This is a genomic window from Mesorhizobium sp. C089B (assembly GCF_030323125.1).
GTDB lineage: Bacteria > Pseudomonadota > Alphaproteobacteria > Rhizobiales > Rhizobiaceae > Mesorhizobium.
In genome coordinates this window covers 2,316,636-2,342,867 of the sequence record NZ_CP100469.1, presented here as the reverse complement: position 1 = coordinate 2,342,867, position 26,232 = coordinate 2,316,636, and the positions used below count along the sequence as shown (strand labels likewise).

Here is a 26,232-nt window from a genome sequence, read left to right as displayed (position 1 = left end):
GGCGGCGCCAACCAGACTTGAAAGAAGCCTTTATCATGAGTCCCAAATTCCTCCGCATCGCGGTCGTGCTCGGCCTGTTGTCCGCTATCGGCCCCTTCGCCATCGACATGTATCTGCCGGCGTTGCCTTCGATCGGCGAAGATCTGCATGCCGGCACCGCCGCCGTTCAGATGAGCCTTTTGATCTTCTTCCTGTCGATGGGCTTCGGCCAGATCGTCGTCGGACCGATCTCCGACATGGTCGGCCGCAAGCTGCCGCTTTACGGCGGCCTTGCGCTGTTCATGGTCGGCGGTATCGGTTCGGCCATGAGCCCGACCATCGAATGGCTGATCGCCTTCCGCTTCCTGCAGGGACTGGGCGCCAGCGCCGGCATGGCGGTGCCGCGCGCCATCGTGCGCGACCTGCACACCGGCACCGAAGCCGCCAAGCTGATGTCGCTGCTGATGCTGGTGTTTTCGGTGTCGCCGATCCTGGCGCCGCTGACCGGCAGCCAGATCATCGAGAATTTCGGCTGGCGCGCCGTGTTCTGGACGGTGACGGGCGCGGCCCTGCTGGCCACCATTCTGCTGGCGACCTCGCTGAAGGAGACGCGGCCGGCGGAAGAACGCGTCGGTTCCTCCTTCGGAACCGCACTCGCCGGCTATCGCTTCCTCATGGGTGACCGCAATTTCCTCGGCCTGGTGGCGATCGCCGGCTTCGGCATCGCCAGCTTCTTCGTCTACCTCTCGAGTTCGTCCTTCATCCTGATCGACCATTACGGGCTGTCGCCTTCCGTCTACAGCGTGTTCTTCTCGATCAATGCGGTGGCCTTCATCGGCATGTCGCAACTGACGGGGATGCTGTCGGAGCGCTTCGGGCTGAAGCGCGTCGTCTGGGTGGCGGTAACCGGCTATGCCACGACGATGGTTGTGCTGTTCGCAGTCATGGCGACCGGGGTCGACCGGCTCGATGTTATGGCGGCACTGCTGTTCGTCGGCTACGGCTTCCTTGGCCTGGTCATCCCGACGACGTCGGTGCTGGCCATGGAAGAGCATGGCGAGATCGCCGGCACGGCCTCGGCGCTGATGGGCACGCTGCACTTCGCCATCGGTGCGCTGGCGATGGGCGTCGCCGGCATCTTCTTCGACGGCACCCCGCTGCCCATGGTGGCCGGCATCACGCTCTGCGCGGTGATCTCGTTCACGCTGGCCAAACTGACGCTTGGCCGCTCGCGCGAAGCCGTTGAAGCGCCGGCCGAGTAAGCTGACCGCAATCGACCGGAAAGGCCGGGTCATCCCGGCCTTTTTCACGTCTGGGGTAATCCGGCCCCGGCCAGAACCACGGCCTTCGACCGACGCCAGCGGCAAATTGCACCAGCTCATGGCTCAATTTGGTGTAGGCTTCGCGTCCCATCGTCATGCGAAATCCGGCCAGCGGCGGCCGGCATTGCGCCTACGATATCGAGGAGGGGAGAAGTGGAGGTTTCTGTTGCCAGGTACCTCCGAACCCCGCCTAGAAGTGCGAACCTCTAGGGCTTGATTTGAAGCTATCGCACCGCTTACGCGGCGAGACGTGCTTCCGCATAGTTGTCATTTGCAACTACAGGTTTAGCCCGATGACGGTGGTACCATGCCGGGCAAAAGTACGATCTTTACACCTTCGTCGATCCTATTTCGCCCCCAGCAACAGCCGCTCTGATCACAGAGCGGTTCTTGGTGGAGGCGCCGGGTACCGCCCCCGGGTCCGAACGGCTTATTACATCGCCCATTTATCGCCATAGTCGGTCAAGCCGACAAAACGAATATAGGGGGGCGGCGCACAAAATGAAAGGCCGCAATGACACTTCTTGGCCGCACCAAACTGCGGCGCCGAGGGTTGACTCGCGCGCGGTCTCAACCGAAGCTTTGCGACGGTGAGGAGTACCGACCGAGCGCACAAGTTGCGGCAGCGCGCCACAGCCCTCATCGATCGGATCCCGTGGCGCCGACATGGGGAAATTTGATGGCCGATTATCTCGCAGACGTGAAGAAATACGACGCCGCCGCAAATGCCGATGTGGTTGCCAAGATTGTGAAACATCTGGGCATTGCGTTGCGCAACCGCGATTCCTCGCTGGTATCCTGCACCGACCCCAAGGAATTGGAGCGCGTCAAGACCAACTGGGTTGCCAAGAAACTCGGCGTGACCGACGGGGCGAAAGCCGACTCAGCGATCGAGAAGACCTGCAAGGCGTTGGCCGCCGACAGCTCCAAGAGCCGCGTGACTTTCTACTATCTGGTCGCCAAGGATCTGGGCAAGCTCGGCTCTTTGTAGAGATTATTGCCGATAGGCAGAGCGCGCTTGATTTGCTCCTCACCTGGAGGTCAGCACCGCCCCTCATTGCCCCTGCCGGGCATTTCTCCCCGTATAGTGACGGGGAGAAAGGGCTGACCGCAGCCTTGGCTCTCTCTCTCGAACGCTTGTGATTGGCGAAACCGCTGATGACAGCGCCCCTCTCCCCGTCCTATACGGGGAGAGGTTGGCGGCAGGCAGGTGAGGGGCAGCGCCACCTCTTGAGAGATGGGGCAAGCCGCGTTCTGGTCCCTTTTGCTGTGTTCGGCCGGCGGCCAGTCGGCTATGATGCTGACGATCCCGAATCGAGGCGAAGCCGATGCGCCAGTATCTCGACCTTTTGCAGCATGTGCTGGACAATGGCGCCGATCGTGGCGACCGCACGGGCACCGGCACGCGTGGGGTGTTCGGCTACCAGATGCGCTTCGACCTGTCGCGCGGCTTTCCCGTCACCACCACCAAGAAGCTGCATCTGAAGTCGATCATCCATGAACTCCTGTGGTTCCTGGCCGGCGACACCAACATCAAATACCTTAGAGATCATGGCGTTTCGATCTGGGACGAATGGGCCGACGAGAATGGCGATCTCGGCCCGGTCTATGGCAAGCAGTGGCGCTCCTGGCCGGATGGCCATGGCGGGTCGATCGACCAGATTGCCAATGTTCTGAAGGAGATACGCCGGAATCCGAATTCACGCCGGCTGATCGTTTCGGCGTGGAACCCGGCCGAAGTGGAGGCGATGGCGCTGCCACCGTGCCACTGCCTGTTCCAGTTCTACGTCTCGGAAGGCAAGCTGTCCTGCCAGCTCTACCAGCGCTCGGCCGACATTTTTCTCGGGGTACCCTTCAACATCGCTTCCTACGCGCTGCTGACCTTGATGGTGGCGCAGGTGACCGGGCTAAAGCCCGGCGAGTTCGTCCATACGCTGGGCGATGCGCATCTCTATTCCAACCATTTCGAGCAGGCGCGCGAGCAATTGCGTCGCACGCCCAAGGCGCTGCCGACGCTGTGGATCAATCCGGAAGTGAAGGACCTGTTCGCCTTCCGCTTCGAGGATTTCCGGCTGGAAAACTATTTTGCCGACGCGTCGATCAAGGCGCCAATCGCGGTCTGATCCGCCCACCTTCAATCAATTCCGACCCTCAATCGATGTCGACCATGACGTCGGTTGCCTGATCATGGCATAGGCTGCTTGCCTTTTTCGAGCTTGAGATCGGCAACGGCCTCGTTGGTGATCGAAGCGTGACGACGGAGCCGGCGACATCACCGCGGACAGGCGAGGTGCTTTGACGATCTCGACGATCATTCCCTTGAGGATGTTGCGGGCGCTGATCTTCATCGAAGTTCTTTTCCGGGTTCGGTGCACGTCCAAACCAGAACAATCGATGCCGACCATACGCTTTCGCAGGGAGGCGGCCTTCCCTTGTTATATTCATCCAGATATATCGGTCGGCAGGAGTCGAGCCAGCAGATTTCAAGCCCAGGGAGAGTTTTCATGTTGGGGCACAAAGGTTTTGGATTGAGGGCGATCGCGATTGGCGGCTTTGCCGCAGCGGTGATGGCCGCGATGCCGGCCGCGCATGCAAAAGACAAGGTGATCGTGTTCGCGGCAGCCAGCCTCAAGGACGGGCTCGACGCCGTCACCAAGGCCTGCGAAGCCGATGTCGGTGAATTGGCGACCGTCTCCTACGCCGCGAGCTCGGCGCTGGCCAAGCAGATCGAACTCGGGGCGCCCGCCGATGTGTTCATCTCGGCTGATCTTGACTGGATGAAATATCTCTCCGACAAGAAATTGACCAAGCCGGACACCGAGGTGAAATTGCTCGGCAACCAGATCGTGCTGGTGGCGCCGAAGGATTCGACTGTCGAAACCAGGATCGAGAAAGGCTTCGATCTCGCCAAGCTGATCGGCGACGGCAAGCTCGCCATGGGCGATTTCAAGGCGGTGCCGGCCGGCAAATACGGCAAGGCGGCACTTGAATCGCTCGGCGTCTGGTCGTCGGTCGAAGGCAAGGTGGCGCAGGCCGAGAATGTGCGCGCCGCGCTGAAGCTGGTTTCAACGGGCGAGGCCGCGCTCGGCATCGTCTATGCCACCGACGCGCATGCCGACATGGGAGTCAAGGTGGTCGGCACCTTCCCGGAGGATTCGCACCCGCCGATCATCTATCCGGTTGCCCAGACCACCGATTCGAAGGACAAGGATACCCCGGCTTTCCTGAAGTGCCTGCAGTCCGCCAAGGCGGTGGAGCTGTTTAGGGATCAGGGTTTCACCGTGCTCACGCCGAGCAATTAAGGTAGCGGCTGACGCATGAACTGGCTGCTGGACCTCACTCCCGACGAATGGAATGCGGTCCGGCTGTCGATCAAGGTGGCGACGGTGGCGATGCTGTTCAGCCTGCCGCCGGGCATCTTGATGGCGCTTTTGCTGGCCCGCGGAAAATTCTGGGGCAAGACGCTGCTCAACGGTGTGGTTCACCTGCCGTTGATCCTGCCGCCGGTGGTGACAGGTTATCTCTTGCTGCTTACCTTCGGCCGGCGCGGGCCGGCGGGAGCGTTCCTGGCCGAGCATTTCGGCATCGTCTTCTCGTTTCGCTGGACCGGCGCCGCACTGGCCTGCGGTATCATGGGCTTTCCCCTGATGGTGCGGGCGATCCGGCTGTCGATCGAGGCGGTCGACCGCAAAATGGAGGCAGCGGCGGGAACGCTCGGCGCCAACCCGCTCTGGGTCTTCGCCACCATCACGCTGCCGCTGATCCTGCCCGGGCTGATCGCCGGCTCGATCCTGTCCTTCGCCAAGGCGATGGGCGAGTTCGGCGCCACAATCACCTTCGTCTCCAACATTCCCAACGAGACGCAGACGCTGCCTTCGGCGATCTACACCTTCACGCAGGTGCCTGGCGGCGATGACGGGGCACTCAGGCTGACGCTGATCTCCATCGTCATCTCGATGGCCGCATTGGTCGCCTCGGAAGTGCTGGCGCGGCGCGTCGGCCGGCGGATGGACATCGAATGAGCGTGCTGGTGGACATCAGCCATCGGCTCGGCGGTTTCGCCGTCGACGCGCGTTTCGAAAGCGCCGGGCGGCTGACGGCGCTGTTCGGGCCCTCGGGCTCCGGCAAGACGACGCTGATCAACGTGATCGCCGGCCTGATCCGGCCGACCAAGGGCCGTATCGCGGTCGACGGCTGTGTGCTGGTCGACACCGATGCCGGCATTTTCGTGCCGAAGCACAAGCGCCGGATCGGCATGGTGTTCCAGGACGCGCGGCTGTTTCCGCATATGAGCGTGGCCGGCAATCTGCGCTATGGCCGCTGGTTCACGCCACCGGCGGAGCGCTATGCGGATATCGACGCGGTCGTCGAACTGCTCGGCATCGGTCCTCTGCTCGACCGGCGACCGGCAAAGCTCTCGGGCGGCGAGAAGCAGCGCGTGGCGATCGGCCGGGCGCTGCTTGCCAGCCCGAAACTGCTGTTGATGGACGAGCCGCTGGCCTCGCTCGACGATGCGCGCAAAGCCGAGATCCTGCCCTATATCGAGCGGCTGCGCGACGAGACCAAGCTGCCCATCGTATATGTCAGCCACTCCGTCGCCGAGGTGGCGCGGCTGGCCAGCGACGTGGTGGTGATGGCGCAAGGCAAGGTCGCTGCCTCAGGCCCGACCGGCGAGATCATGCAACGGCTCGAATTGCTGCCGGCGGAGGAACGCGGCGAGGGCGGCGCGGTTCTCGACACCAAGGTGCTGCGCCATGATGAGATCTTCGGGATGACCGTGCTCGGCTCGGCGGCGGGCGAAATCCGGGTGCCGCAATTGGCGGTCTCGGTCGGCGCGCCTGTGCGCATCCGAATCCGCGCCCGCGACGTGATGATAGCCACCGAACAGCCGAAAGGTCTCAGTGCGCTCAACATCCTGCCGGGCGCCATCGTCGCAATCGGCTCGGGCGAGGGGCCGACGGTCGAAATCGGCATCGACTGCAATGGCGCAACCGTGCTTGCGCGCATTACCGAACAATCCAGGCAGGTACTGAACCTTCAACTCGGCGGCAAGGTGTTCGCGGTGATCAAGACGGTCAGTTTCGACCGTGCCAACACCGGCGCCGGCCTGCCGGCCGAAGCGGATGGCTGATAGCCGCTATATCGTTTTGGAATAGCGCTATGGGTCGAGAGGGGCTAGTGTGACTGTGGAGGACAAGAGATGCCGTCGCTGAGCCTGCGGATAAATCTCGATCCGGACGGGCGCATAGGTCCGGGCAAGATCGAATTGCTGGAGCAGATCGACACTTTCGGCTCGATCTCGGCTGCGGCACGCGGCATGGAGATGTCCTACAAGCACGCCTGGGATCTGGTGGAAGATATGAACCGTGTGTTCGGCAAGCCACTGGTCGCGGCGCAGACCGGCGGCAAAAAGGGCGGCGGCGCACAGCTGACCTCAGTTGGCCTTGCAGTTGTCAGCCGTTTTCGCGCTATCGAGCGCGCTGCGGCGGCAGCGGCGGCCACGCATATGGACGCCTTGCAGGCGGAGATTGATGCTGGGTGAGGGTTGAAGCTTGCGATCCGTCACACCCCCCTCTGTCCTGCCGGACATCTCCCCCGCAAGGGGGGAGATCAGCTAGCCCGTAGACGGGCGCTAATCTGTTAGGCGATTGGCGAAATCCTCCGTGACGGCCAATCTCCCCACTAGAGGGGGAGATGTCCGGCAGGACAGAGGGGGGCGCGAAGGAACTCGACCTTTGAGCGCGCTATTCCTCGGGCTCTCCTGCTTTACGCAGCAGATAGGTGTCCATGATCCAGCCCTTTCTTTTCCGGGCTTCTTCTCTCGTCCTCTCAATCTCCTCGCCGACATCACCCAGGCGACCGGAAACGATGATCTCGTCCGGTGTGCCGAGATAGGCGCCCCAATGGATGATCAGATCCTTGTCTGCCAGCGTGTTGAAGGCGCATTTGCCGTCGAGCATGACCACGGCGCTGCCGGCATTGTGCGGCATGCCTTGTTCGGCGAGGCGGCGGCCGGTGGTGATCAGCACGGGGTCGCCGATGCGGTTCAGCGCCATCTTGTGGCCGGCGGCTAGCGCCTGGACGGCGGTGATGCCGGGAATGACCTCCAGTTCGAATGCGACATTGCCCCTCAGTCGTACGCGCGCGAGGATGCGCAGCGCGCTGTCATAGAGCGAGGGGTCGCCCCAGATCAGGAAGGCGCCGCAGCCGTCCTCGGCAAGGTCGTCGCGGACCAGGCTCTCATAAATCTGGGCGATGGCCTCGTGCCAGTCATCGACGGTCGAGCGATAGGAAGGCGCCGGCTCGGCGCGCACCGGCACGTCGAACTCGACGCGGCGCGATTTCGGATTGCTGACGAAACGGTCGCAGATATGGCGGCGCAATTCGGCAAGGTCGTTCTTCTTCGCCCCCTTGTCGGGGATAAACAGGACGTCCGCCCGGTTTAGGCCTGATATGGCCTGCACGGTCATATGGTCGGGATTGCCGGCGCCGATGCCGATGACGAGAAGCTTGCGCATGACGCGAACTCCTGCCCGATCGAAACCTGTTAGTCCAGACCGCCGATTGGCGTGTCCAGACACTGTGGCGTCCTGCTGGGAGACGGAAGGCTTTGAAACGCCACATTGAAACGGCTAGGGTCGCGGCATTCTTGGCGAGGGGCTTCGATGTTGCAATATGTTCTGTCCGTAGCGCTGGCGCTTTTAGCTGTGCCCGCGCTGGCCAATGATACGACCGCCGAACTCGGCACAGGTGGCCTGATCCTGTCGCGTAGCGACGCGGTGTCGATGCAAAGCGAGGACCTCTATATCTCGCCGGAAAAGATCACGGTCGACTACGTCTTCCACAACAACACCGACAAGGATGTAAATGCCATCGTCGCTTTTCCGCTGCCGGACATCGAAGGCAATCCGGAGGAAATGCCGGCCATCCCGGAAAACCAGAGCGACAATTTCCTTGGCTTCGAGGTGACGATCGACGGAGCGCCGGCAAAGCCGCAGCTCGAGCAGAAAGTGTTTGCTGTCGGCATCGATATCGGCGCCGATCTGAAGGCGCAGAACGTGCCGTTCAATCCGTTCGGCGATGCGGCCAAGGCGGCCCTGGCGAAGCTGCCGAAAACGGTCGCCGAGGATTGGGAAAACCGCGGCATCATCATCGAGGATACGGGCAGCGACGGTACCGAGGCGAACAAGGTCTATACGCCGTGGTGGCAGTTGCGCTCGACCTATTGGTGGCGCGCGATATTTCCGGCCAACAAGGATGTCCACGTCTCGCACCGCTACAAACCGAGCGTCGGCGGCACGTCATCGGTGAGTTTCTTCTATGACGGCAAGTTCACCGAGGGCAGCCAGTACACGAACTACAAGACCCGCTACTGCATGGACGACAGCTTCGAGAATGCGGTGCGGCAGGCCGCCAAGGCCGACGGTTATCCGCATTTTTACGAGAACCGCATTGCCTATATCCTGACCACCGGCGGCAACTGGGCCAATGGCAGCATCGGCAAGTTCAAGCTGACCGTCGACAAGGGCAACCCGAAAGCGCTGATCTCGTTTTGCGGCGGCAATGTCAAGAAGGTTGGGCCGACGACCTTCGAGACGAAGGCGCAGGATTTCTATCCCGAGCACAACATCGACATATTGCTTTTGGAGCCGTCGGATGACGGCGCCGGGGAAGCCAACTGATGGACGTCGCAATCTATGTCGCCATTGCTCAGAACGGCGTCATCGGGCGCGACGGCGGCTTGCCGTGGCGGCTGTCCACCGATCTCAAGCGCTTCAAGGCCGATACGATGGGCAAGCCCGTCATCATGGGCCGCAAGACTTATGAAGGCATCGGCCGGCCGCTGCCGGGCCGATTGAACATCGTGGTGACCCGCGACAAGGCCTGGCGCGCCGAGGGCATCGAGGTGGCGCACTCGCTGGAAGCCGCGATCCAGCTGGCCACGGTGCGCGGGCGTTGCATGGCCGGCGTCGACGAAATCTGCGTCATCGGTGGCGGCGAGATCTATGCGCAGGCGCTACCGCTGGCAGACCGGCTGCACGTCACCCATGTGCTGGCGACGGTCGATGGCGACGCGCATTTTCCCGACATAGATCCGGATTTGTGGCGCCTTGTCAGCGCTCAGGACGTTCCGGCCGGTGAAAAGGACAGCCATGCGACGCGCTATTCGGTTTACGAGCGACGCCGCGGCGTGCATTGAGACGATAAAAGGGTCGCGAACGTCCAAAACGGACATGCTCGGCAGCGGATCGCGTTGAAAGCGCATCGCTGCGTCCCTATAGAAGAACAACTGGATTTTGCGCCGCAACGTCGGCGCTGAGGGAATCCCAAGCGAAAGGACATTCATGCCCTGGAACGACAAGAGCGGCGGCGGCGGCCCATGGGGCGGCGGCGGCAACAATCAGGGACCCTGGGGGCAGGGACCGAAGGGGCCTAGCGGCCCGCCGGGGTCACCTCCCGATCTCGAAGACATCATCCGCCGCGGCCAGGACCGGCTGCGGCGCGCGCTGCCCGGTGGCGGCGGCGCCAGCCCGGCCGTCTTTGCGCTGATCGCAGCGGCTCTGATCGTGCTGTGGGCGTTCAAGGCGGTCTACACCGTGCAGCCGGACGAGGTTGCGGTCGAGCTGCGCTTCGGCAAGCCGAAGGCGGAGCTGTCGCAGCCAGGTCTGCATTTCCATTGGTGGCCCGTCGAAACCGTCGAGACGGCCAACATCGCCGAACAACTCGTCGATATCGGTGGTGGCGGCGCGACGAGCGGCAACTCGTCGGGGCTGATGCTTACCGGCGACCAGAACATCGTCAACGTCCAGTTTTCGGTGGCCTACCAGGTCTCCGATCCCCGGGCCTATCTGTTCGACGTCTCCGACCCAGAAGGCATGCTGCAGCAGGTCGCAGAGAGCGCCATGCGCGAAGCGGTCGGCCGGCGACCGGCCCAGGACATCTTCCGCGACGACCGTCAGGGCATCGCCGCGTCGGTGCGTGAAATCATCCAGACGACGCTGGACGGCTACAAGGCCGGCCTGAATGTCAACGCGGTTTCGATCGAGGACGCGGCGCCGCCGCGTGAAGTGGCCGACGCGTTCGACGAAGTGCAGCGCGCCGAGCAGGACGAAGACAAGTTCGTCGAGCAGGCCAACCAGTATTCCAACCAGAAGCTTGGCCAGGCGCGTGGCGCCGCGGCGCAGATCCGCGAGGACGCGGCAGCCTACAAGAACCGTGTCGTCCAGGAAGCCGAAGGTGAGGCGCAGCGCTTCATCTCGGTCTATGACGAATACGCCAAGGCGCCCGATGTTACGCGCCGGCGGCTTTATCTGGAAACGATGGAGAAGGTGCTGAAGGATTCCAACAAGGTGATCGTCGAACAGGGCAATGGGCAAGGGGTCGTTCCCTATCTGCCGCTGCCGGCACTGCAACCGAAGGCGCCGCCGCCTGCGACCACGGGAGGAGCCCAGTGATGGCCAATCGTCTTCCCATCATCGCGGTCATCGCGGCCGTGCTTCTGTTCCTGCTCTACTCCTCGGTCTTCGTGGTCAACGCGCGCCAGCAGGCGCTCGTGCTGCGGTTCGGCGAGATCGTCGACGTCAAGAATGAACCCGGCATCTATTTCAAGGCGCCTTTCGCCTTCTTCGACGCCGACAGCGTGCAGTTGATCGAAAACAGGGTGCTGCGCTTCGATCTCGACAACATCCGCGTCCAGGTTTCGGGCGGCAAGTTCTACGAGGTCGACGCTTTCATCGCGTACCGCATCTCGGATCCGCGCGTGTTCCGCTCAGCCGTGTCCGGTCAGATCACACTGGCCGAAGCACGACTGAGGACGCGTCTCGATGCGGCGCTGCGCCGTGTCTACGGTCTGCGCGACTTCGAGGCGGCGCTTTCGGAAGAGCGGGCCGTGATGATGCGCGAAGTGCGCGATCAGCTTCGGCCCGACGCCACCTCGCTCGGCCTGCAGATCGAGGATGTGCGCATCCGCCGAACCGATCTGACGGCCGAGGTTTCGCAGCAGACCTTCGACCGCATGAAGGCCGAACGTTTGGCCGAGGCCGAACGGCTGAGGGCACGCGGCAAAGAGGCCGCGCAGCGCATCACCGCCCGCGCCGACCGCGAAGTGGTGGAAATCGTCGCCGAGGCGCGCAAGGAATCGGAAATCCTGCGTGGTGAAGGTGAAGCCCAGCGCAGTGCGACCTTTGCCGACGCCTACAAACGCGATCCGGCGTTCTTCGACTTCTACCGGTCGATGAATGCCTATGGCACGGCGCTGGACAACTCCGGGACGACGATGGTGCTGTCGCCGAACTCGGAGTTCTTCCGCTTCTTCCGCAATCCGGACGGGACGGACGCGAAGCCGGCGGCGCCTGCGGCTCCGGCGACGGCACCTGCCGCGCCGGCGACGGCGCCTGCGGCTCCGGCGACGGCACCTGCCGCGCCGGCTGCACAACCTGCACCCGCCCAGTAGGGCGGTGCAGGATTTCCTTGCGGCCATAGGCCTGGTCCTCGTTGTCGAGGGTCTGGTCTATGGCGGCTTTCCCGGCCTTGCCAGACGTCTTGCCGGCGAAGTGCTGTCGACGCCGGAAATTGCGCTGCGCATCGTCGGGCTGGTGGCGATCGCCATCGGCGTCGGCATCGTCTGGTTGGTGCGTGGCTGAGGACCGCTGATCTGCAATTCCAGGAAAGTGTGAGCGGTTTTCCGTCCGGAATTGCGTAAAAGCAAAGGGATTGAACGGTTCGCCGTTTCCGCGAAACGGCGAACCGCTCTAAGGTGTAACGGAGGATTTATCCTCCTGATGTGGCCATAGCCGCAAACGTGCCGTATTTCTTGCCAACATGACGCGACGCGGCGTTTTGCCGAAGCGCTTTTTCTTTTCAGATTCCGGGAGGCTTTCGATGACATCCAACACCCTTCTGCGCGCGGCGCGGCGGACGTTCATCGCAGGTGCTGCGGCACTTATGGTCGGCGCGCTTGCCGTTCCCGCTTTCGTGACGCCGACGGTGGCCGCGGACGGACCGGCTTCGGTTGCCGACCTCGCCGAAGGCCTGCTCGGTGCGGTGGTCAACATCTCGACCTCGCAGACCGTGAAGGGCACGGAAGGTCCGGGCGCGGTGCCGATGCCGCAGCTGCCCGAGGGTTCGCCGTTCCAGGATTTCTTCGACGACTTCTTCAAGAACCGTGGCGGCGACAAGGATGGCGGCGCGCAAAAAGTGCAGTCGCTGGGCTCCGGCTTCGTAGTCGACGCCGAGCAAGGCATTGTCGTCACCAACAACCACGTCATCGCCGATGCAGACGATATCGAGGTGAATTTCTCCGACGGCGTGACGCTCAAGGCGACGCTGGTCGGCACCGACACCAAGACCGACGTGGCGGTGCTCAAGGTCGACCCGAAGGGCCACAAGCTGACGGCGGTGAAGTTCGGCGATTCCAACAAGATGCGCGTCGGCGACTGGGTGATGGCGATCGGCAATCCGTTCGGCCTTGGCGGCACGGTGACGGTCGGCATCGTCTCGGCCCGCAACCGCGACATCAATTCCGGCCCCTACGACGACTTCATCCAGACCGACGCCGCCATCAACCGCGGCAATTCCGGCGGGCCGCTGTTCAACAGCCTGGGCGAGGTCATCGGTATCAACACGGCGATCATCTCGCCGTCGGGCGGCTCGATCGGCATCGGTTTCTCCATCCCCTCGCAGCTTGCCTCGGGCGTCGTCGACCAGCTGCGCCAGTTCGGCGAGACCCGTCGCGGCTGGCTCGGCGTGCGCATCCAGCCGGTGACCGACGACATCGCCGAGAGCCTCGGCATGGCGACCGCCAAGGGCGCGCTGGTGGCCGGCGTCATCAAGGGCGGACCGGTCGACAACGGCACAATTCTTGCCGGCGACGTCATCATCAAGTTCGATGGCAAGGACATCCATGAAATGCGCGACCTGCCGCGCGTCGTGGCGGAAAGCCCGGTCGGCAAGGCGGTCGACGTGATCATCGTGCGCAAGGGCGTCGAGCAGACGGTGAAGGTGACGCTCGGCCGGCTTGAGGACGGCGAGAAGGTCGCTGCCGGTGAGGACGGCACTACCGATGAGGACAAGGGCGGCGACAAGGCGCCCGCGGTCTCCACGGCCTCGGTGCTCGGCATGACCGTCGGCGAGCTCAATGACGACACACGGAAAAAATTCGGCATCGCGGCCGACGTCTCCGGCGTCGTCATCACCGACGTCACCAAGGATTCGGCCGCCGCCGAGCGCGGCATCCAGGCCGGCGAGGTGATCACCGAAATCGCCCAGGAATCGGTCGCGACCCCGAAGGACGTGATGGACCGGATCGGCGCGCTGAAGGAGCAGGGCCGCAAGAATGCGCTCTTGATGCTGGCGTCCAAGACAGGCGAGTTGCGCTTCGTGACGATCCGGATGGATTGAGTCCGGAAAGCCCCATAACCGATTGTCTTCAGGGAAAGGGCGGCTAGCGAGCCGCCCTTTTTCGTGCCTGCCAGTCCGTGCGTGACAGTTTGTAGAGGACATGCCGCTTGAGGTGCGGGTGGCTGTCAGGGATGGATGGGTGGTCGAAATCGCGAGCCGGGTCAGGGCTCATGCCAAGACGGTCCATGACGGCCGTCGAGCGGCGGTTGGCTGCGACGGCGAAGGAGACGATCTCGTCGCGGTCAAGCGTTTCGAAGCCAAAGGCGAGCCAGGCTTCGGAGGCCTCCGTGACATAGCCCTTGCGCCAGAATTCCGGCGCCAACCGCCAGCCGATCTCGATCGTATCGGAAGGCAGGGACGGCACGTGATCGGTCTTTAAGAGACCGACGAAGCCGATGCATTCCCCAGTCGCGGCGATCTCGGCGGCGGCAAAACCAAAGCCGTCCTCGGCGATCCAGCCCCGAAACTCGTCCATCTTGGCATCCGTCTCGGCGCGGTCGCGGCGGAACCGAAAGAATTCCATCACCCGCTCGTCCGAATTGATGCGGTGGAAGAGTTCGCGGTCGCGGTCTTCCCAGTTGCGCAGGATGAGGCGCTCGGTGCGCATCGGTTTCATTGGGCGAACTCTTCCTGGCGGTAGCCCTGGAGATAAAGCAGCGCGGTGAGATCGCCATGGTCGATGCGGACCTTGGCTTCGGCAGCAACGGCCGGCTTGGCGTGGAGCGCGACACCGGTGCCGGCCAGGCGGATCATGTCGAGGTCGTTGGCGCCGTCGCCGACCGCAATCGCATCGAATGGCGTCAGGCCGAGGCGGGCCGAGATATCGTTCAGCGCATCGGCCTTGGCGGCACGGCCGAGGATCGGCTCGGCGACAAGGCCGGCAAAGCGCCCGTTCTCCTCGATCAGGCGGTTGGCACGGTTTTCCTGGAAGCCGAGCATGGCGGCGACACGGCTGGTGAAGACGTCGAAGCCGCCCGAGACAAGCGCCGTCCACGCGCCATTGGCGCGCATCGTCCGCACCAGGGCGCGGCCGCCCGACGCCAGCGTCAGGCGGTTCGCGATGATGCGGCCGACGACGGCGGCATCGAGGCCTTTCAGCAGCGCCACGCGTTCACGCAGCGCCGGCTCGAAAGCGATCTCGCCGTTCATCGAGCGTGCCGTGATGGCGGCAACGCGGTCCTTGACGCCGATCTCGTCGGCGAGTTCGTCGATGCATTCCTGGTCGATCATGGTTGAATCCATATCGGCAAGCAGGATTGTCTTGCGGCGGCTTTCGGCCTGCTGAACGATCACGTCGACCGGCTCGGAGCCAAGTGCTGTGCGCAAGGCGGCACTTGCCTCGGCGGCTTCTGCCCCCTCGGGCAGCACCAGGTCGCAGGCGACGCCATCGCCCAGCCAGCGAACAGCGCTTGCGCCGACCGACCGTGAGGCCATATTCGCAAGCGAGGCCGACATCGCGCGGCGGACGGGGTGAGACACAAGCGTGGCAATGAGCGGCATCGAGACTTCCAAGCAGCTAGGCGAGGGCGGGCAGGCGGGCGAGGGCCGCGTGAAGAACGCGATCCTGATAGCCGGGCCGACCGCCAGCGGCAAGTCGGCGCTGGCGCTCGATCTCGCCGAGCGCAAGGGCGGCGTCATCGTCAACACCGATTCCATGCAGGGCTATTCGGTGCTCGATGTGCTGACGGCGCGGCCGAGCGCTGCCGACCTCGCCCGCGCGCCGCACTTTCTCTATGGCCACGTGCATCCCTCGACCGCCTATTCCACCGGCGCCTGGCTGCGCGACGTGATGAAGCTGATCGATAACGGCACGCTCGCCCGACAGCCCGATGACGCCGGCTTCGAACGTCCGGTGATTTTCGTCGGCGGCACCGGGCTCTATTTTCGCGCACTTGCCGAGGGCATTTCGGAAATGCCCGACATTCCGCAGCAGGTACGCGACCGCTGGCGCTACGAGTTAAAGGAGCAAGGCGCAGCCAAGCTGCACCGCATCCTGATGCATGAGGATTCGGCGGTCGCCATGCAGCTGAAGCCGACCGACGGCCAGCGCATCGTGCGGGCGCTGGAGGTGCTCGACGCATCCGGCCGCTCCATCCTAGAATGGCAGGCAGCGCGCGGCCGGCCGCTGATCGACCGCGACAGCGCTCAGTTCTTCGTTATCGAGCCGGACCGCGCCGCCCTTGTCGAGCGGATCGAAACAAGGTTCGACCGCATGCTCGATCTCGGCGCGCTCGATGAGGTCGAACGGCTTGCGGCGCTTGGCCTCGATCCCGACCTGCCGGCGATGAAGGCGATCGGCGTTCGCGAACTTTCGGCTGCCATGGCGGGTGACATCAGCTTTCCTCAGGCCATCGAGCGCTGCAAGGCAGCGACGCGGCAATATGCCAAACGGCAAACGACGTGGTTTCGCCATCAGCTGGGACCGGAATGGCTGAGATTGCGGCCCGGCGACGGCCTGCAAGCCGTGATTTGATTTTCGTGCTGCTAATACAATTAAAGAAACAGAAGTAGGAATGAACATTCCCGCTCCGGTTGTCTGGATTAACCGTCCGTAAGGCGCCGGCATGCCATAGATCCGGGGGTACTTTTCCAACGGGGAGCAGATGCGTTTCCACAAGGCGGAATCCGCATTTTTCGTCTTTATTTTCGTGATCCTGGCCGCAGGCCTGGTGACGCTTTATGCCTATGGTCAATTGCAGTCCATCGCGGTCGGTCACGATACGACTTCCCGGGTCGAGAGGATCGCTTATCTCAACACGCTGCTGTTTGTCACCGGGGTGCTGCTGGCGACAGCGCTGTTCTTCGGCGTGTTCTTCATCTACCCGCTGATCCGTAGGCAGGCCACGGAAGAGGGCAAGCTGCGCGCCATGACGGTTTCGCTCAGCGCCCGCTCGGAAACGCTGCAGCATGCGGCATTGACCGACGGCCTTACCGGCATGCAGAACCGGCGCTATTTCGACGATGCGCTGAAGGAATATCTCGAGGAATTCCGCCGCATCGAAAAGCCCGTCGGGCTGATGATCCTCGACCTCGATCATTTCAAGCAGGTCAACGACACGCATGGCCACGATGTCGGCGACGAGGTGCTGAGGGCAGTCGCCAATTGCCTCAAAGGCATGACGCGCTATCACGACGTGGTGGCGCGGCTCGGCGGCGAAGAGTTCGCCGTTGTCACCCCCAACATGGACGCGGAGTTGTTGGGGAAGTTCGCCGAACGCATCCGCAAGGCGATTGCCAACATGTCGGTGCTGTCGGGCAATGTCCGCCTCAAGATCACCACCAGCGTCGGTCTTGCCGTCTGGGATCGGAAGGAAACGGCCGAGGAATTCTACCGCCGCGCCGACCGCCAGCTCTACGAGGCGAAGAGGCAAGGCCGCAACCGCGTCTGCGCCTAAAATCCCGAAGAAGAATTCATGAGGCCGGTTGCCTGACGTGGCTTTCTCGACTTCCGGTGCTCACGGACTAAATGTCCGCTCCGCTCCGGCTTCTCGAAAGCCACGCCATTCAATCCGGCCTGATGAATTCCCTTTCGGGATTTTGCCCAAGCGGGCCAACGAAGCGGAGCCCTGGCGCTCCGGCGGCTTCTCAATTGGCCGGCAAAAAAGTCGCTACGCTGAAGGTCAATCGTTCTGCGGGCGCATGCCGAAGGTTGTGGGCTTGAGGCCGTAGCGCAGGTCGAAATCGTCGTCGGGCTGGACGCGCTGGGCGGTGGCCGGCTTGCGGTAATCGGGATCGCCGGCCTGGCGGCCGGAGTCCACGACCTCGGCGAAGGCCATCTGCTGCTGCGGTTTCGGGACGTTGCGCAGCCGCTCGACGATGGCGGCGAGATCGACGTCGTTGCCGTCCTGCGAGAACTCGTCCTGCTCTCGCTTGGCGGTGCCGGGGATCAGGTTCTCCGCCAGTTTCTCGAACTTCAGCCGCATGGTCGTCGCCACGCCTTCACCGAAGGCGATGGCTTCGCGCTGGCCCATGGAGGACAGGAAGGCCAGCGTCGAGGCGGAGGAATCGGCGATCGCCGAGCGGATGATCGCCTGGTCCTGCTCATTGGCCAGCCGCATGGCGAAGAAGGTCGAGCATTGCGACAGGATGGTCGGATCGAGTTCACCCGGGCGCTGGGTGACCACGCCGAGATAGCAGCCATATTTGCGGCCTTCCTTGGCGATGCGCGACAGTGCATGCCTTGTCGGGGCGAAGCCAAGGCGTGGATCGGCCGGCATATAGCGGTGTGCTTCCTCGCACAGCAGCAACAGCTTCAGCCGGCCCTCGCTCCACAGCGCAAGGTCGAAGGCGAGCCGAGCCAGCACCGAACAGACGGAGTTGACCACTTCGGACGGCATGCCGGCCATCTCGAAGCAGGTCACCGGGCGGCCATGATGCGGCACACGGAAAATATTGCCGATCGTTTCGTGGATCGTGTCCTCGATCAGTCGCGAATTGAACATGAAGCGATAGCGCGGGTCGGACGCGGCGGACTCGATGCGCGTCTTCAGCGATTTCAGCGTCGGGCGGTCGTTCTTGCTTTCCAGGAGGCCCATGCGCTCGTCGATCTGCTTGATGAGATCGACCATGCGGTAGGGCACCGGCGTGTCGGCGGTCAGCGCATCGCTGCCGCGGCGCACGTAAGAGCCTGAATTGGGATTGCGATAGAGGTTCTTGGCGGCGGGGATCAGGTCGCGCAGGACATCGACTTCTTCCGGCACGACCTCTCGGCCGCGAAACAGCACTTCGGCGAATTCTTCAAGCCTGAACATCCAGAACGGCAGGTCAAGCGTCTTGGAATCGACCCGGACGCAGAACTCAGGCAGGGATGCCGCGAATTCATTGTGCGGATCGAGAATGAGGATTCGCAGATCGGGCCGGGCGGCGATCGATTTGCGCAGCAGCAGCGAGATGGCGGTGGATTTGCCGACGCCGGTTGTGCCGACAACGGCAAAATGGCGCGCCAGCGTGTCGTCGATGGCGATGTTGGCGTCGATCGACTCATCCTGCGACAGCGTGCCGATGGTGATGGAATGACGCCCGGCGAGATCGTAGACCGCCTGCAGGTCACGGGTACGGATGCGGTGCGCTATGGCGCCGATATGAGGATAGGTGGTGATGCCGCGGTCGAACACCGGTTTGGCGCCGGGCTCCGCGCCGTCGCGCACTTCGCCGATTAGTTCGACGCTGACCTCGATGGGATTTTGTCCCTCATTGCTCCAGGCGCGATCCGACTTGCCGATTTCGTAGACCAGACCAACGGTGCGCGATGTCCCGAGATTGATGGAGATCATCTTGCCGACGGTCCACAGGCCGGTGACCGCTCCTTCGATGTCGTCGGCATAGGCGCTGATGGTGGCGCGCGCACCGTCGCACTGCACGACGTTGCCGAGAATGCGCTTGTCGCTCTGCTCTGCGCGGCGGCGCTCCTGCGAGGTCGGTTCGCCGACGGAGGCTTCGCGCTCGACAAACATACGATCCGATCCCCATTCTCGTGGAGCCTCGATCCTACACAGACGGGGTTAAGGTGGCGTGATGCGGGATGGTGTAGCAGGGGTTAACCGGTCAGCGAAAATTCAACCAGCCGGCCTCTTTTCCGAATCTAAATATTCGATATATTGGACGAATGACTGATATAGCGAATGACATGTCGGCTACGATAGGCAGACGAATCCACGCCGAAAGAGCCTTGCGGGACTGGTCGTTGGCCGACCTGGCGAATCGCTCCGGCGTCTCCAAAGCCATGCTCAGCACTATCGAGCGCGGCATGACCAGCCCGACGGCCGCGCTGCTGGTGCGCATCGCCGCTGCTTTCGGCATGACGCTGTCGACGCTGATTGCACGCGCCGAGCAGCAAGGTGGCGGCCTGCTGCGCGAGAGTGAGCAGCCGGTTTGGCGCGACCCCGGTACGGGCTATGTCCGCCGGCATCTGTCGCCGGTTTCCGACACGCCGCTCGAATTGATCCGGGTGCAACTGCCGGCTGGCGCCAGTGTGAGTTTCCCGGCGGCGTCCTATGCCTTCATCAAGCAGCAGATGTGGCTGATCTCCGGGCGACTTGAGTTCACCGAGGGTGATATGGTGCATAGTCTCGAGCCCGGCGACTGCCTGGCGCTCGGCGCGCCGTCGGACTGCACGTTCCATGCCGTCGGACCGCAGCCGGCCGACTATCTGGTTGCGCTGGTCAGGGGCTGAAATCGTGGCAAGACGTCCCAAGCGCTCCGACAATGGCGGACCGCCGCTCGATGATTACAAGGGTCCGCCATGGGGCAGGGGCGATCCCTACATCTTCCTGGCCTGGCAGGCAGCGCATGCCAAGGCGTGGAAGGCGCCAAGCCGTGACGTGATGCTGATGCGCATGGAAAAGGCCGAGCGGCTTGGCCTGACCTATGAGGAATACACGCTCGAAATCCTCGAACGCGGGCTGCATCTGCAGCCGAAAGACACCGATCGCATCGCCGCGATCAAGGCGAGACGAAAGCGGCGCCGCGTCGCGCGTCTGGATTAGCAAGGGAAAGTGCAGGTGAGTCCCATCGAAATCAGGTCGCTGACTGCGGAAACACGCGACATGCTGGCCGACCTCCTGATCGAGACGGTCGCGGCCGGCGGCTCCGTCAGCTTCATGCATCCCTTATCCAGGCAAGCGGCGGAAACCTTCTGGAGCAACTCGTTGATGGCAGCAGAGAGAGGTGAAAGAGCGGTGCTGGGTGCTTGGTATGGCGACGCGTTGATCGGCACCGTCACCTTGCTGCTCGACTTTCCGGTCAATCAGCCGCACCGGGCCGAGATCGCCAAGCTCATGACCCGCGTCGAACACCGCGGCAAGGGCATAGCGAGCCGGCTGATGCGGGCGGCCGAAACGCTCGCCGTCGAGAAAGGCCGCACGCTTCTGGTGCTGGACACCGCAACCGAGGAGGGCGCTTCCGGCCTTTACGAAAAACTCGGCTTCACGCTCACTGGCGAAATACCGGACTTTGCCCTGAAACCGCATGGCGGGCTGACCGGCACGCTCATCTACTGGAAGCGCATCGGCGGCGCTGCCTAAGCCTTGTGGTGAACCTCTTGCAGCGCGTAGACCGGCGTCGCGATGCCTTCCATGCGCGCCTTCAGCTGCAGCGCCAGGAACTGGGAGTAATGGCGCGACTGGTGCAAATTGCCGCCATGGAACCACAGCGCCTCCTGCTGCGTCGGCTTCCACATGTTGCGCAGCTCGCCTTCCCAGGGGCCTGGGTCCTTCGTGGTGTTGGAGCCGAGGCCCCAGCATTTGCCGACCTTGTCTGCGACCTCCCGTGAGATCAAATCGGCCGCCCAGCCATTCATCGAACCGTAGCCGGTGGCGTAGACGATGAGATCGGCCGGCAGTTCCGATCCATCGCTGAGCAGGACCGAATGCTCCTTGATCTCCTTCACGTCGACACCGCTTTTCAGCTTGATCGACCCGTCGATGATCAGGTCGGAGGCGCCGACATCGATGTAATAGCCCGAGCCGCGCCGCAGATATTTCATGAACAGGCCGGAGCCGTCATCGCCCCAGTCAAGCATGAAGCCGGCCTTTTCCAGGCCCTTGTAGAATTTGTCGTCCCGCTTCTTCATCTCGGCATAGGCCGGGATCTGGAATTCGTGCAGGATCTTGTAGGGCAGGGAGGCGAAGACGAGGTCGGCCTTGGCGGTGGTCATGCCGCTCGCGACCGCCTTTTCCGAATAGAGCGAGCCCAGGCCGATCTCCATCAGCGTGTCCGACTTGACGATATGCGTGGTCGAGCGCTGCACCATGGTGACGTCGGCGCCGGCCTCCCAAAGGGCTGCTGCAATGTCGTGGGCGGAGTTGTTCGAGCCGATGACGACAGCTTGTCTGCCGACATAGGCATCGGGTCCCGGATGCTTCGAGGAGTGATGCTGGTCGCCCTTGAATGTGTCCATGCCCTTGAAGTTCGGCATGTTGGCCTTGCCGGATTGCCCCGTGGCCAGCACCAGTTGTTTCGGCTTCAGCGTGATGTCCTTGCCGTCGCGGCGCACCACCACCGTCCATTCCTTCTTGCTGTCGTCATAGACAGCGCTCATGGCCTCGGTCGACGACCAGTAGTTCAGCTCCATTACCTTGGCGTACATTTCCAGCCAGTCGCCGATCTTGTCCTTGGGCGCGAAGACCGGCCAGTTCCTGGGAAAGTCGATATAGGGCAGATGGTCGTACCAGACCGGATCGTGCAGGCAGAGCGATTTGTAGCGCTTGCGCCAGCTGTCGCCGGCCCGTTCGTTCTTCTCGACGATGATGGTCGGCACGCCGAGCTGCCGCAGCCGCGCGCCGAGCGCGATGCCGCCCTGGCCGCCGCCAATGATGAGCGTATAGGGCTGCGTCTTGAAGCCGAGTTCGGCGGCCTCCTTCTCGCGCTCCTCCTTCCAGGTCGGGCGGTTCTTGCCATGGCCGTGCTTGGCGCCGAGCGGGCGGTCGAAGCCGGCCGGCTCCTCATGGCCCTTGAGCTCGACCATGGTGGTGAGCAGCGTCCAGATCTTGCCGTCCTTCAGCCGGATGTGGCCGAAGCCGCGCGCCACGGACGTCTCGAAACTGATCCAGCCGTCGAGCACGCCGTCGCTTTCCGTGGCATCCTCGCCCCTGGCGATCGCCCAGTTCGACGGTTTGGTCCTGGCCAACTGGCTGACCAGCATGTCGCGCACCTGATCGCGGCCTTCCATCGTCTTGATGTTCCAGGTGAAGGTAACAAGATCGCGCCAAAAACAATCCTCCTGAAAGCAGGCGACCGCCTTGTCGATGTCGCCGGCGGCGAGTGCCGCGCCGAAGCGATCGAGCAGGTCGGAAAGCTTCTTGTTGGGGGCCTTGTCGAGCATTGCATTTCCTCCGCGATTTTTCCTGGCCGCCTGTAGCGAGCGGAACCCTGCCGAAGCTTGACGTCCGGCCTGGCGCAGTATCGCGACAAATTATGCGCCGCGTCACGTCGTCCAATAGTTTGCCGCGTATTCAGGGGCTTATCGGGAAATCGGGACGCCGAAGACCGTTGCGAACCAGCGGCGGACCGCTTCTTCGGCCGGGCTCAGATGCGCGCCCGAAGGTGCGGTCAGATAGTGGCCGGCACCGCTCGACAGCGTAAAGCCGGACAGGGTGACGAGAGATCCTTCGCGCAGTGCCGCGTCGGCCAACGGTCGCGATCCCAGCACCATGCCGGCGCCGTGCTTCGCCGCCTCCAGTGCGGTAACGAAACTGTCGAATTTGTGCGTGGGCCCGAGCGCCGGCTTCATCCGGGCGACGGCGAACCACTCGCCCCACATTTCCCGCGCGCCGACCACTGTAAGTCTCGGCAATCCTGTCCAATCCTTGGCCTTGGCGATATTTGGCGACGCCATCGGCGTCAAGGTTTCGCGGGTGAGGCGGTCGGCCTGCCGTCCGGCAAAGGAGCCGGAGCCAATGCCGAATCGGATGTCGAGACCCACAAAGCGCTCGCCGTAATCGGCCGGTGTGTGGATGGTCTCGATCTGCAGCTGGACGAAGGGCAGGTCCTTGGCCATTTGCGGCAGCTTTGGCGCGATCATCAGCACGGCAAACGAGATCGGCGAGCGTATCGTCACGCTCTGGACGGTCTTGGGTTCGAACAGCTCGCGCGTGCTGTTGGCGATCACGGCAAAGGCCGATTGCAGATGCGGCAGGTAGGCGGCACCCTCCGGCGTCAATTCGACGCCGCGCGCCAGGCGGATGAACAGCGGCTGCTTCAACCGCTCTTCGAGAGAACGGATGTGCTGGCTGACCGCAGCCTGGGTCAGGCCAAGCTCGGCCGCGGCGGCGGTGAAATTCGACAGCCGCGCGGCGGCCTCGAAACTCCGCAGCCAGTCAAGCGGGGGCAAGGGCAGGGTTGTTTCAGTCATAAACCGTTTAGGGCCTTTGGCTGCAAAATGATAATTTGAGTTATGCCTTCGACATCATCACGATGCAATCGGACCCTGCGGAGTTGGCTGCGGGGCGCAGCGGACAGGAACGGATCCCCATGCTTAGCCAAGCGCTGATCGGCGACGAAGGAAGAACGATCGACCTCGGTTGGAAGGACGGCGCGCGCACTCGCTTTCACGCCGTGTGGTTGCGCGACAATGCGCTTGACGACAAGACGCGCAGCGCCGGCAACGGCCAGCGGCTGATCACCATTCTCGACATTCCCGCGCAGACATGGATCGGCGCAGCCGCGATCAAGGGCGATGCGCTTGAAGTCAGTTTCGAACCGGAGGGAAAGACGGTGCGCTTTCCTGCGGCATGGCTGAGCGCCAATGCCTATGACCGCGATGCCGCCCGACAGCCCGGCTGGACAGGCGAGGGCACCGTGCGATGGACCAGGGCCTCTATGCAGAATTCGGTGCCGCGCGCCGGCTATCTCGCTGCCAGCCGCGACCGCGCCGTCTTGCGGCAATGGCTGTCGGCGGTGAAGACCTACGGCTTCGCGGTGATGGACGATTTGCCGCCCGAATCCGGGGCGCTGTGCAAAGTGTCCGATCTGTTCGGCTATATCAGGGAGACCAATTACGGCCGATGGTTCGAGGTGCGCGCCGAGGTCAATCCAACCAATCTGGCCTACACCAATCTTGGCCTGCAGGCGCATACCGACAATCCCTATCGCGATCCGGTGCCGACCTTGCAGATCCTGTCCTGCATCGAAAACACCGTGGAGGGCGGCGAATCCAGCGTCGTCGATGGTTTTGCCGTGGCGGCCGCGCTGCAGGCCGAAAACCCCGAAGGCTTCCGGCTGTTGAGTTCATACCCGGCGCGTTTCGAATATGCGGGGTCGTCGGGCGTGCGATTGCAGGCCAAACGGCCGATGATCGAGCTCGGGCCGGATGGCGAACTCATCGCCATCCGTTTCAACAACCGCTCGCTGGCGCCGACCGTCGATGTGCCGTTCGCGGAGATGGAGGCCTACTACGCCGCCTATCGCCGGTTTGCCGAACTGATCGAGGATCCTTCCTTCGAAGTCACCTTCAGGCTCGAGGCAGGCCAGGCCTTCATCGTCGATAACACCCGCGTCATGCATGCCCGCAAGCAATTCTCCGGCGCCGGCAAGCGCTGGCTGCAGGGCTGCTACGCCGACAAGGATGGCCTTTTGTCGACGCTGTCGGCGATCGAACACAGCTTCAAGGAGGCTGCGGAATGAGCGGCCAGGATTTGAACGCGGGCAACATCGTCGAATTCATCGCCGATATTTTCGAACGCCGAGGGGCGGAATCCTATCTCGGCGAACCCGTCACCATGTCGGAGCACATGTTGCAGGGCGCCTGGTTCGCCGAAAAGGACGGCGCGCCCGATGTGCTGGTGGCGGCAGCACTGCTGCACGATATCGGCCACTACACCAGCGAGTTCGGCACCTATTCGCCCGACGATGTCGAGGACAAGCATCATGACGAAGCCGGCGGCGAGGTGCTGGCGCCGTTCTTTCCACCCGTGATCGTCGAATGCGTCAGGCTGCACGTCGCGGCCAAGCGCTACCTCTGCGCTACCGACCCGACCTATTTCGGCAGGCTGTCGCAGGCCTCGGTCCACACGCTGTCGCTGCAAGGCGGGCCGATGAATGCCGAAGAGGTGGCCGAGTTCCGCAAGAACCCGTTCCACGAGGAAGCGGTTCGGGTCCGCATCTGGGACGAGGCCGGCAAGATCGCCAACATGAAGACCCGGGCATTTCGCGACTACATGCCGCTGCTGCAACGGGTTGTCCGCGACTTCGCCAATCGCGTCTGACCATAGTCCGGGGGAGGAACGGCATGTGCTACCGCTTCGACGGCGAGCATGCGCAAACTGTATGCCGGAGATCTGCCGCAAGAGTCTGCGTGCCGCAGGCGCTCGCGCCTCGCTGCCGATCCCTACCGGTGACGAGCCTTGTCACCGCGGATTTTATTGCGACATCCGTCGGCGCGGCCCAAGATCAGTAGGTCAGACTTCGGTGTATATTTGACTCAGACGAAGGTCTGAGAATCGAGCTGCAAGCACGAAAGGAGAGTTTCCTCAGCGTTTGTGAGCCGCAATTTTGGGCTGTTCATTCTTGAATACCGTGACACATCATGATGTGATGCTGGCATGAATGGAGCAAGGCAGCCCCTGTTTTCATCCGTGCGTCGCCGGGCGTACTTTAGCTTGCGCGTATTCGCGGCGGTTGCGGTGGCGATGCCGGTGCTTGGTCTGCGGTTGAGCCATGTCGACGGCTACAAGATCGAATTCGCCGCTGCCAGCGCCAAGAGCGGAAACAATGGCAATGGTAACGGTGGTGGCAACGGTAGTGGTAACGGTAATGGCTCAGGCGGCAACGCCGGGAATGGCAACGCCAACGGAAAGGGAAAAAATGGTGCCGGCGACAACGCCCCCGGTAGCCAAGCTCCCAGTAGCCAAGTCAATGCCGCTGGCGACACGGTGACGGTACAGGGCGCCAAAATCCAGGTCGTGCATCGCGATGGATTCAGCGAAAGCATCGAGGCCGGCCGCTTCACTATGAAGGATCCGCTTGGAAGGACAATTGTCGAACGCGCCGTAAGGGCCTCCGACATTGCTCGTCTGAAAGGGCTGTGACTGTTGGT

The 26,232-nt window shown here is 63.0% G+C and carries 28 protein-coding genes and 1 other RNA gene; 21 read left to right on the top strand and 8 right to left on the bottom strand.

Annotated elements, in window-relative coordinates; all coding sequences use genetic code 11:
- The first annotated feature begins 35 nt into the window (after positions 1–35).
- Positions 36–1,241, top strand: a complete 1,206-nt coding sequence (locus NLY44_RS11880) for a multidrug effflux MFS transporter (RefSeq protein ID WP_023682099.1) — start codon at positions 36–38, stop codon at positions 1,239–1,241.
- A 212-nt stretch (positions 1,242–1,453) separates the two neighbouring features.
- Here NLY44_RS11880 and ssrA read toward each other — a convergent pair.
- Positions 1,454–1,812, bottom strand: a transfer-messenger RNA (tmRNA) gene (gene ssrA, locus NLY44_RS11875).
- Positions 1,813–1,980: 168 nt separating this feature from the next.
- Between ssrA and NLY44_RS11870 the strand changes: the two genes are divergently transcribed.
- Positions 1,981–2,292, top strand: coding sequence for a DUF2853 family protein (locus tag NLY44_RS11870; protein WP_023668323.1), 312 nt, complete (start codon positions 1,981–1,983; stop codon positions 2,290–2,292).
- A 337-nt stretch (positions 2,293–2,629) separates the two neighbouring features.
- Complete coding sequence (locus tag NLY44_RS11865) at positions 2,630–3,424, top strand: thymidylate synthase (RefSeq protein ID WP_023682098.1); 795 nt, start codon at positions 2,630–2,632, stop codon at positions 3,422–3,424.
- A gap of 15 nt (positions 3,425–3,439) precedes the next feature.
- Here NLY44_RS11865 and NLY44_RS11860 read toward each other — a convergent pair whose 3' ends face one another.
- A complete protein-coding gene (locus NLY44_RS11860) occupies positions 3,440–3,649 on the bottom strand; it encodes a hypothetical protein (protein ID WP_245263047.1) in 210 nt (69 codons plus the stop codon).
- Between the two features lie 159 nt (positions 3,650–3,808).
- Here NLY44_RS11860 and modA point away from each other — a divergent pair, with 159 nt between their 5' ends.
- The 4 genes from modA to NLY44_RS11840 all read left to right on the top strand — a co-directional run bounded on the left by modA (position 3,809) and on the right by NLY44_RS11840 (position 6,843).
- On the top strand, positions 3,809–4,603 hold the full coding sequence (gene modA / locus NLY44_RS11855; RefSeq protein WP_156941013.1) for a molybdate ABC transporter substrate-binding protein: 795 nt from the start codon (positions 3,809–3,811) through the stop codon (positions 4,601–4,603).
- Positions 4,604–4,618: 15 nt separating this feature from the next.
- Complete coding sequence (modB, locus tag NLY44_RS11850; protein ID WP_023682096.1) at positions 4,619–5,323, top strand: molybdate ABC transporter permease subunit; 705 nt, start codon at positions 4,619–4,621, stop codon at positions 5,321–5,323.
- A complete protein-coding gene (gene modC / locus NLY44_RS11845) occupies positions 5,320–6,432 on the top strand; it encodes a molybdenum ABC transporter ATP-binding protein (RefSeq protein ID WP_023682095.1) in 1,113 nt (370 codons plus the stop codon). The genes modB and modC overlap by 4 nt, the downstream gene beginning before the upstream one ends.
- 69 nt (positions 6,433–6,501) lie before the next feature.
- Positions 6,502–6,843, top strand: a complete 342-nt coding sequence (locus tag NLY44_RS11840) for a winged helix-turn-helix domain-containing protein (RefSeq protein WP_023682094.1) — start codon at positions 6,502–6,504, stop codon at positions 6,841–6,843.
- A 202-nt stretch (positions 6,844–7,045) separates the two neighbouring features.
- On the opposite strand, the gene cobF is transcribed toward NLY44_RS11840, so the two are convergent.
- Positions 7,046–7,819 (bottom strand): precorrin-6A synthase (deacetylating), encoded by a 774-nt coding sequence (cobF, locus tag NLY44_RS11835; RefSeq protein WP_023682093.1) that lies wholly within the window; start codon positions 7,817–7,819, stop codon positions 7,046–7,048.
- Between the two features lie 147 nt (positions 7,820–7,966).
- Here cobF and NLY44_RS11830 point away from each other — a divergent pair, with 147 nt between their 5' ends.
- The 6 genes from NLY44_RS11830 to NLY44_RS11805 all read left to right on the top strand — a co-directional run bounded on the left by NLY44_RS11830 (position 7,967) and on the right by NLY44_RS11805 (position 13,700).
- Entirely contained in the window at positions 7,967–8,983 is a 1,017-nt protein-coding gene (locus tag NLY44_RS11830) for a DUF4424 domain-containing protein (RefSeq protein WP_023682092.1), read from the top strand.
- Positions 8,983–9,501 carry a dihydrofolate reductase gene (locus tag NLY44_RS11825; protein WP_023744629.1) on the top strand — a complete coding sequence of 173 codons (519 nt, stop codon included), beginning with the start codon at positions 8,983–8,985 and terminating at the stop codon, positions 9,499–9,501. The genes NLY44_RS11830 and NLY44_RS11825 overlap by 1 nt, the downstream gene beginning before the upstream one ends.
- A 145-nt stretch (positions 9,502–9,646) precedes the next feature.
- On the top strand, positions 9,647–10,756 hold the full coding sequence (gene hflK / locus NLY44_RS11820; protein WP_023682090.1) for an FtsH protease activity modulator HflK: 1,110 nt from the start codon (positions 9,647–9,649) through the stop codon (positions 10,754–10,756).
- Positions 10,756–11,754 (top strand): protease modulator HflC, encoded by a 999-nt coding sequence (gene hflC, locus NLY44_RS11815; protein ID WP_286457240.1) that lies wholly within the window; start codon positions 10,756–10,758, stop codon positions 11,752–11,754. The genes hflK and hflC overlap by 1 nt, the downstream gene beginning before the upstream one ends.
- Positions 11,755–11,758: 4 nt before the next feature.
- A complete protein-coding gene (locus tag NLY44_RS11810; protein WP_023805528.1) occupies positions 11,759–11,944 on the top strand; it encodes a DUF2065 domain-containing protein in 186 nt (61 codons plus the stop codon).
- A 238-nt stretch (positions 11,945–12,182) separates the two neighbouring features.
- A complete protein-coding gene (locus NLY44_RS11805; protein WP_023682088.1) occupies positions 12,183–13,700 on the top strand; it encodes a DegQ family serine endoprotease in 1,518 nt (505 codons plus the stop codon).
- Positions 13,701–13,743: 43 nt separating this feature from the next.
- On the opposite strand, the gene NLY44_RS11800 is transcribed toward NLY44_RS11805, so the two are convergent.
- Entirely contained in the window at positions 13,744–14,316 is a 573-nt protein-coding gene (locus NLY44_RS11800; protein ID WP_023805527.1) for a GNAT family N-acetyltransferase, read from the bottom strand.
- Positions 14,313–15,200 (bottom strand): phosphoserine phosphatase SerB, encoded by an 888-nt coding sequence (gene serB, locus NLY44_RS11795; protein WP_023805526.1) that lies wholly within the window; start codon positions 15,198–15,200, stop codon positions 14,313–14,315. Before serB ends, NLY44_RS11800 begins: the two co-directional genes overlap by 4 nt.
- On the opposite strand from serB, the gene miaA reads away from it, so the two are divergent.
- Both miaA and NLY44_RS11785 read left to right on the top strand, forming a co-directional pair.
- Positions 15,190–16,173 carry a tRNA (adenosine(37)-N6)-dimethylallyltransferase MiaA gene (miaA, locus tag NLY44_RS11790; RefSeq protein ID WP_023805525.1) on the top strand — a complete coding sequence of 328 codons (984 nt, stop codon included), beginning with the start codon at positions 15,190–15,192 and terminating at the stop codon, positions 16,171–16,173. The two genes, serB and miaA, sit on opposite strands and share 11 nt — an antisense overlap.
- Positions 16,174–16,303: 130 nt before the next feature.
- Entirely contained in the window at positions 16,304–17,095 is a 792-nt protein-coding gene (locus NLY44_RS11785; protein WP_023690907.1) for a GGDEF domain-containing protein, read from the top strand.
- A 225-nt stretch (positions 17,096–17,320) separates the two neighbouring features.
- On the opposite strand, the gene NLY44_RS11780 is transcribed toward NLY44_RS11785, so the two are convergent.
- Positions 17,321–19,153, bottom strand: a complete 1,833-nt coding sequence (locus tag NLY44_RS11780) for an ATP-binding protein (protein WP_023668338.1) — start codon at positions 19,151–19,153, stop codon at positions 17,321–17,323.
- A 152-nt stretch (positions 19,154–19,305) separates the two neighbouring features.
- Here NLY44_RS11780 and NLY44_RS11775 point away from each other — a divergent pair, with 152 nt between their 5' ends.
- Genes NLY44_RS11775 through NLY44_RS11765 form a run of 3 tightly spaced genes read left to right on the top strand, consistent with a single transcriptional unit; the run spans position 19,306 to position 20,722 of the window.
- Entirely contained in the window at positions 19,306–19,872 is a 567-nt protein-coding gene (locus NLY44_RS11775) for a helix-turn-helix domain-containing protein (RefSeq protein WP_023668339.1), read from the top strand.
- Between the two features lie 4 nt (positions 19,873–19,876).
- A complete protein-coding gene (locus tag NLY44_RS11770) occupies positions 19,877–20,185 on the top strand; it encodes a hypothetical protein (protein ID WP_023668340.1) in 309 nt (102 codons plus the stop codon).
- A 15-nt stretch (positions 20,186–20,200) separates the two neighbouring features.
- Positions 20,201–20,722 carry a GNAT family N-acetyltransferase gene (locus NLY44_RS11765; protein ID WP_023668341.1) on the top strand — a complete coding sequence of 174 codons (522 nt, stop codon included), beginning with the start codon at positions 20,201–20,203 and terminating at the stop codon, positions 20,720–20,722.
- Here NLY44_RS11765 and NLY44_RS11760 read toward each other — a convergent pair.
- Both NLY44_RS11760 and NLY44_RS11755 read right to left on the bottom strand, forming a co-directional pair.
- Positions 20,719–22,521 carry an NAD(P)/FAD-dependent oxidoreductase gene (locus NLY44_RS11760; protein ID WP_023805524.1) on the bottom strand — a complete coding sequence of 601 codons (1,803 nt, stop codon included), beginning with the start codon at positions 22,519–22,521 and terminating at the stop codon, positions 20,719–20,721. The genes NLY44_RS11765 and NLY44_RS11760 overlap by 4 nt on opposite strands.
- Before the next feature lie 138 nt (positions 22,522–22,659).
- Positions 22,660–23,550, bottom strand: a complete 891-nt coding sequence (locus tag NLY44_RS11755; protein ID WP_023805523.1) for a LysR family transcriptional regulator — start codon at positions 23,548–23,550, stop codon at positions 22,660–22,662.
- 119 nt (positions 23,551–23,669) lie between these two features.
- On the opposite strand from NLY44_RS11755, the gene tmpA reads away from it, so the two are divergent.
- The 3 genes from tmpA (at position 23,670) to NLY44_RS11740 (ending at position 26,224) form a co-directional block, all read left to right on the top strand.
- Positions 23,670–24,821 (top strand): 2-trimethylaminoethylphosphonate dioxygenase, encoded by a 1,152-nt coding sequence (gene tmpA / locus NLY44_RS11750; protein ID WP_023805522.1) that lies wholly within the window; start codon positions 23,670–23,672, stop codon positions 24,819–24,821.
- Positions 24,818–25,402: a (R)-1-hydroxy-2-trimethylaminoethylphosphonate oxygenase gene (gene tmpB / locus NLY44_RS11745; protein ID WP_023805521.1), complete on the top strand. Its 585-nt coding sequence runs from the start codon at positions 24,818–24,820 to the stop codon at positions 25,400–25,402. Before tmpA ends, tmpB begins: the two co-directional genes overlap by 4 nt.
- A gap of 393 nt (positions 25,403–25,795) precedes the next feature.
- Entirely contained in the window at positions 25,796–26,224 is a 429-nt protein-coding gene (locus NLY44_RS11740) for a hypothetical protein (protein WP_023750905.1), read from the top strand.
- Positions 26,225–26,232: the final 8 nt, after the last annotated feature.

Bases quoted from the DNA above. Each gene is read 5' to 3' on its own strand.
- NLY44_RS11880 (WP_023682099.1), top strand. From the start codon at position 36: ATGAGTCCCAAATTCCTCCGCATCGCGGTCGTGCTCGGCCTGTTGTCC.
- NLY44_RS11870 (WP_023668323.1), top strand. From the start codon at position 1,981: ATGGCCGATTATCTCGCAGACGTGAAGAAATACGACGCCGCCGCAAAT.
- NLY44_RS11865 (WP_023682098.1), top strand. From the start codon at position 2,630: ATGCGCCAGTATCTCGACCTTTTGCAGCATGTGCTGGACAATGGCGCC.
- NLY44_RS11860 (WP_245263047.1), bottom strand. From the start codon at position 3,649: ATGAAGATCAGCGCCCGCAACATCCTCAAGGGAATGATCGTCGAGATC.
- modB (WP_023682096.1), top strand. From the start codon at position 4,619: ATGAACTGGCTGCTGGACCTCACTCCCGACGAATGGAATGCGGTCCGG.
- modC (WP_023682095.1), top strand. From the start codon at position 5,320: ATGAGCGTGCTGGTGGACATCAGCCATCGGCTCGGCGGTTTCGCCGTC.
- NLY44_RS11840 (WP_023682094.1), top strand. From the start codon at position 6,502: ATGCCGTCGCTGAGCCTGCGGATAAATCTCGATCCGGACGGGCGCATA.
- cobF (WP_023682093.1), bottom strand. From the start codon at position 7,819: ATGCGCAAGCTTCTCGTCATCGGCATCGGCGCCGGCAATCCCGACCAT.
- NLY44_RS11830 (WP_023682092.1), top strand. From the start codon at position 7,967: ATGTTGCAATATGTTCTGTCCGTAGCGCTGGCGCTTTTAGCTGTGCCC.
- NLY44_RS11825 (WP_023744629.1), top strand. From the start codon at position 8,983: ATGGACGTCGCAATCTATGTCGCCATTGCTCAGAACGGCGTCATCGGG.
- hflK (WP_023682090.1), top strand. From the start codon at position 9,647: ATGCCCTGGAACGACAAGAGCGGCGGCGGCGGCCCATGGGGCGGCGGC.
- hflC (WP_286457240.1), top strand. From the start codon at position 10,756: ATGGCCAATCGTCTTCCCATCATCGCGGTCATCGCGGCCGTGCTTCTG.
- NLY44_RS11805 (WP_023682088.1), top strand. From the start codon at position 12,183: ATGACATCCAACACCCTTCTGCGCGCGGCGCGGCGGACGTTCATCGCA.
- NLY44_RS11800 (WP_023805527.1), bottom strand. From the start codon at position 14,316: ATGAAACCGATGCGCACCGAGCGCCTCATCCTGCGCAACTGGGAAGAC.
- miaA (WP_023805525.1), top strand. From the start codon at position 15,190: ATGAGCGGCATCGAGACTTCCAAGCAGCTAGGCGAGGGCGGGCAGGCG.
- serB (WP_023805526.1), bottom strand. From the start codon at position 15,200: ATGCCGCTCATTGCCACGCTTGTGTCTCACCCCGTCCGCCGCGCGATG.
- NLY44_RS11785 (WP_023690907.1), top strand. From the start codon at position 16,304: ATGCGTTTCCACAAGGCGGAATCCGCATTTTTCGTCTTTATTTTCGTG.
- NLY44_RS11780 (WP_023668338.1), bottom strand. From the start codon at position 19,153: ATGTTTGTCGAGCGCGAAGCCTCCGTCGGCGAACCGACCTCGCAGGAG.
- NLY44_RS11775 (WP_023668339.1), top strand. From the start codon at position 19,306: ATGACTGATATAGCGAATGACATGTCGGCTACGATAGGCAGACGAATC.
- NLY44_RS11760 (WP_023805524.1), bottom strand. From the start codon at position 22,521: ATGCTCGACAAGGCCCCCAACAAGAAGCTTTCCGACCTGCTCGATCGC.
- NLY44_RS11755 (WP_023805523.1), bottom strand. From the start codon at position 23,550: ATGACTGAAACAACCCTGCCCTTGCCCCCGCTTGACTGGCTGCGGAGT.
- tmpA (WP_023805522.1), top strand. From the start codon at position 23,670: ATGCTTAGCCAAGCGCTGATCGGCGACGAAGGAAGAACGATCGACCTC.
- tmpB (WP_023805521.1), top strand. From the start codon at position 24,818: ATGAGCGGCCAGGATTTGAACGCGGGCAACATCGTCGAATTCATCGCC.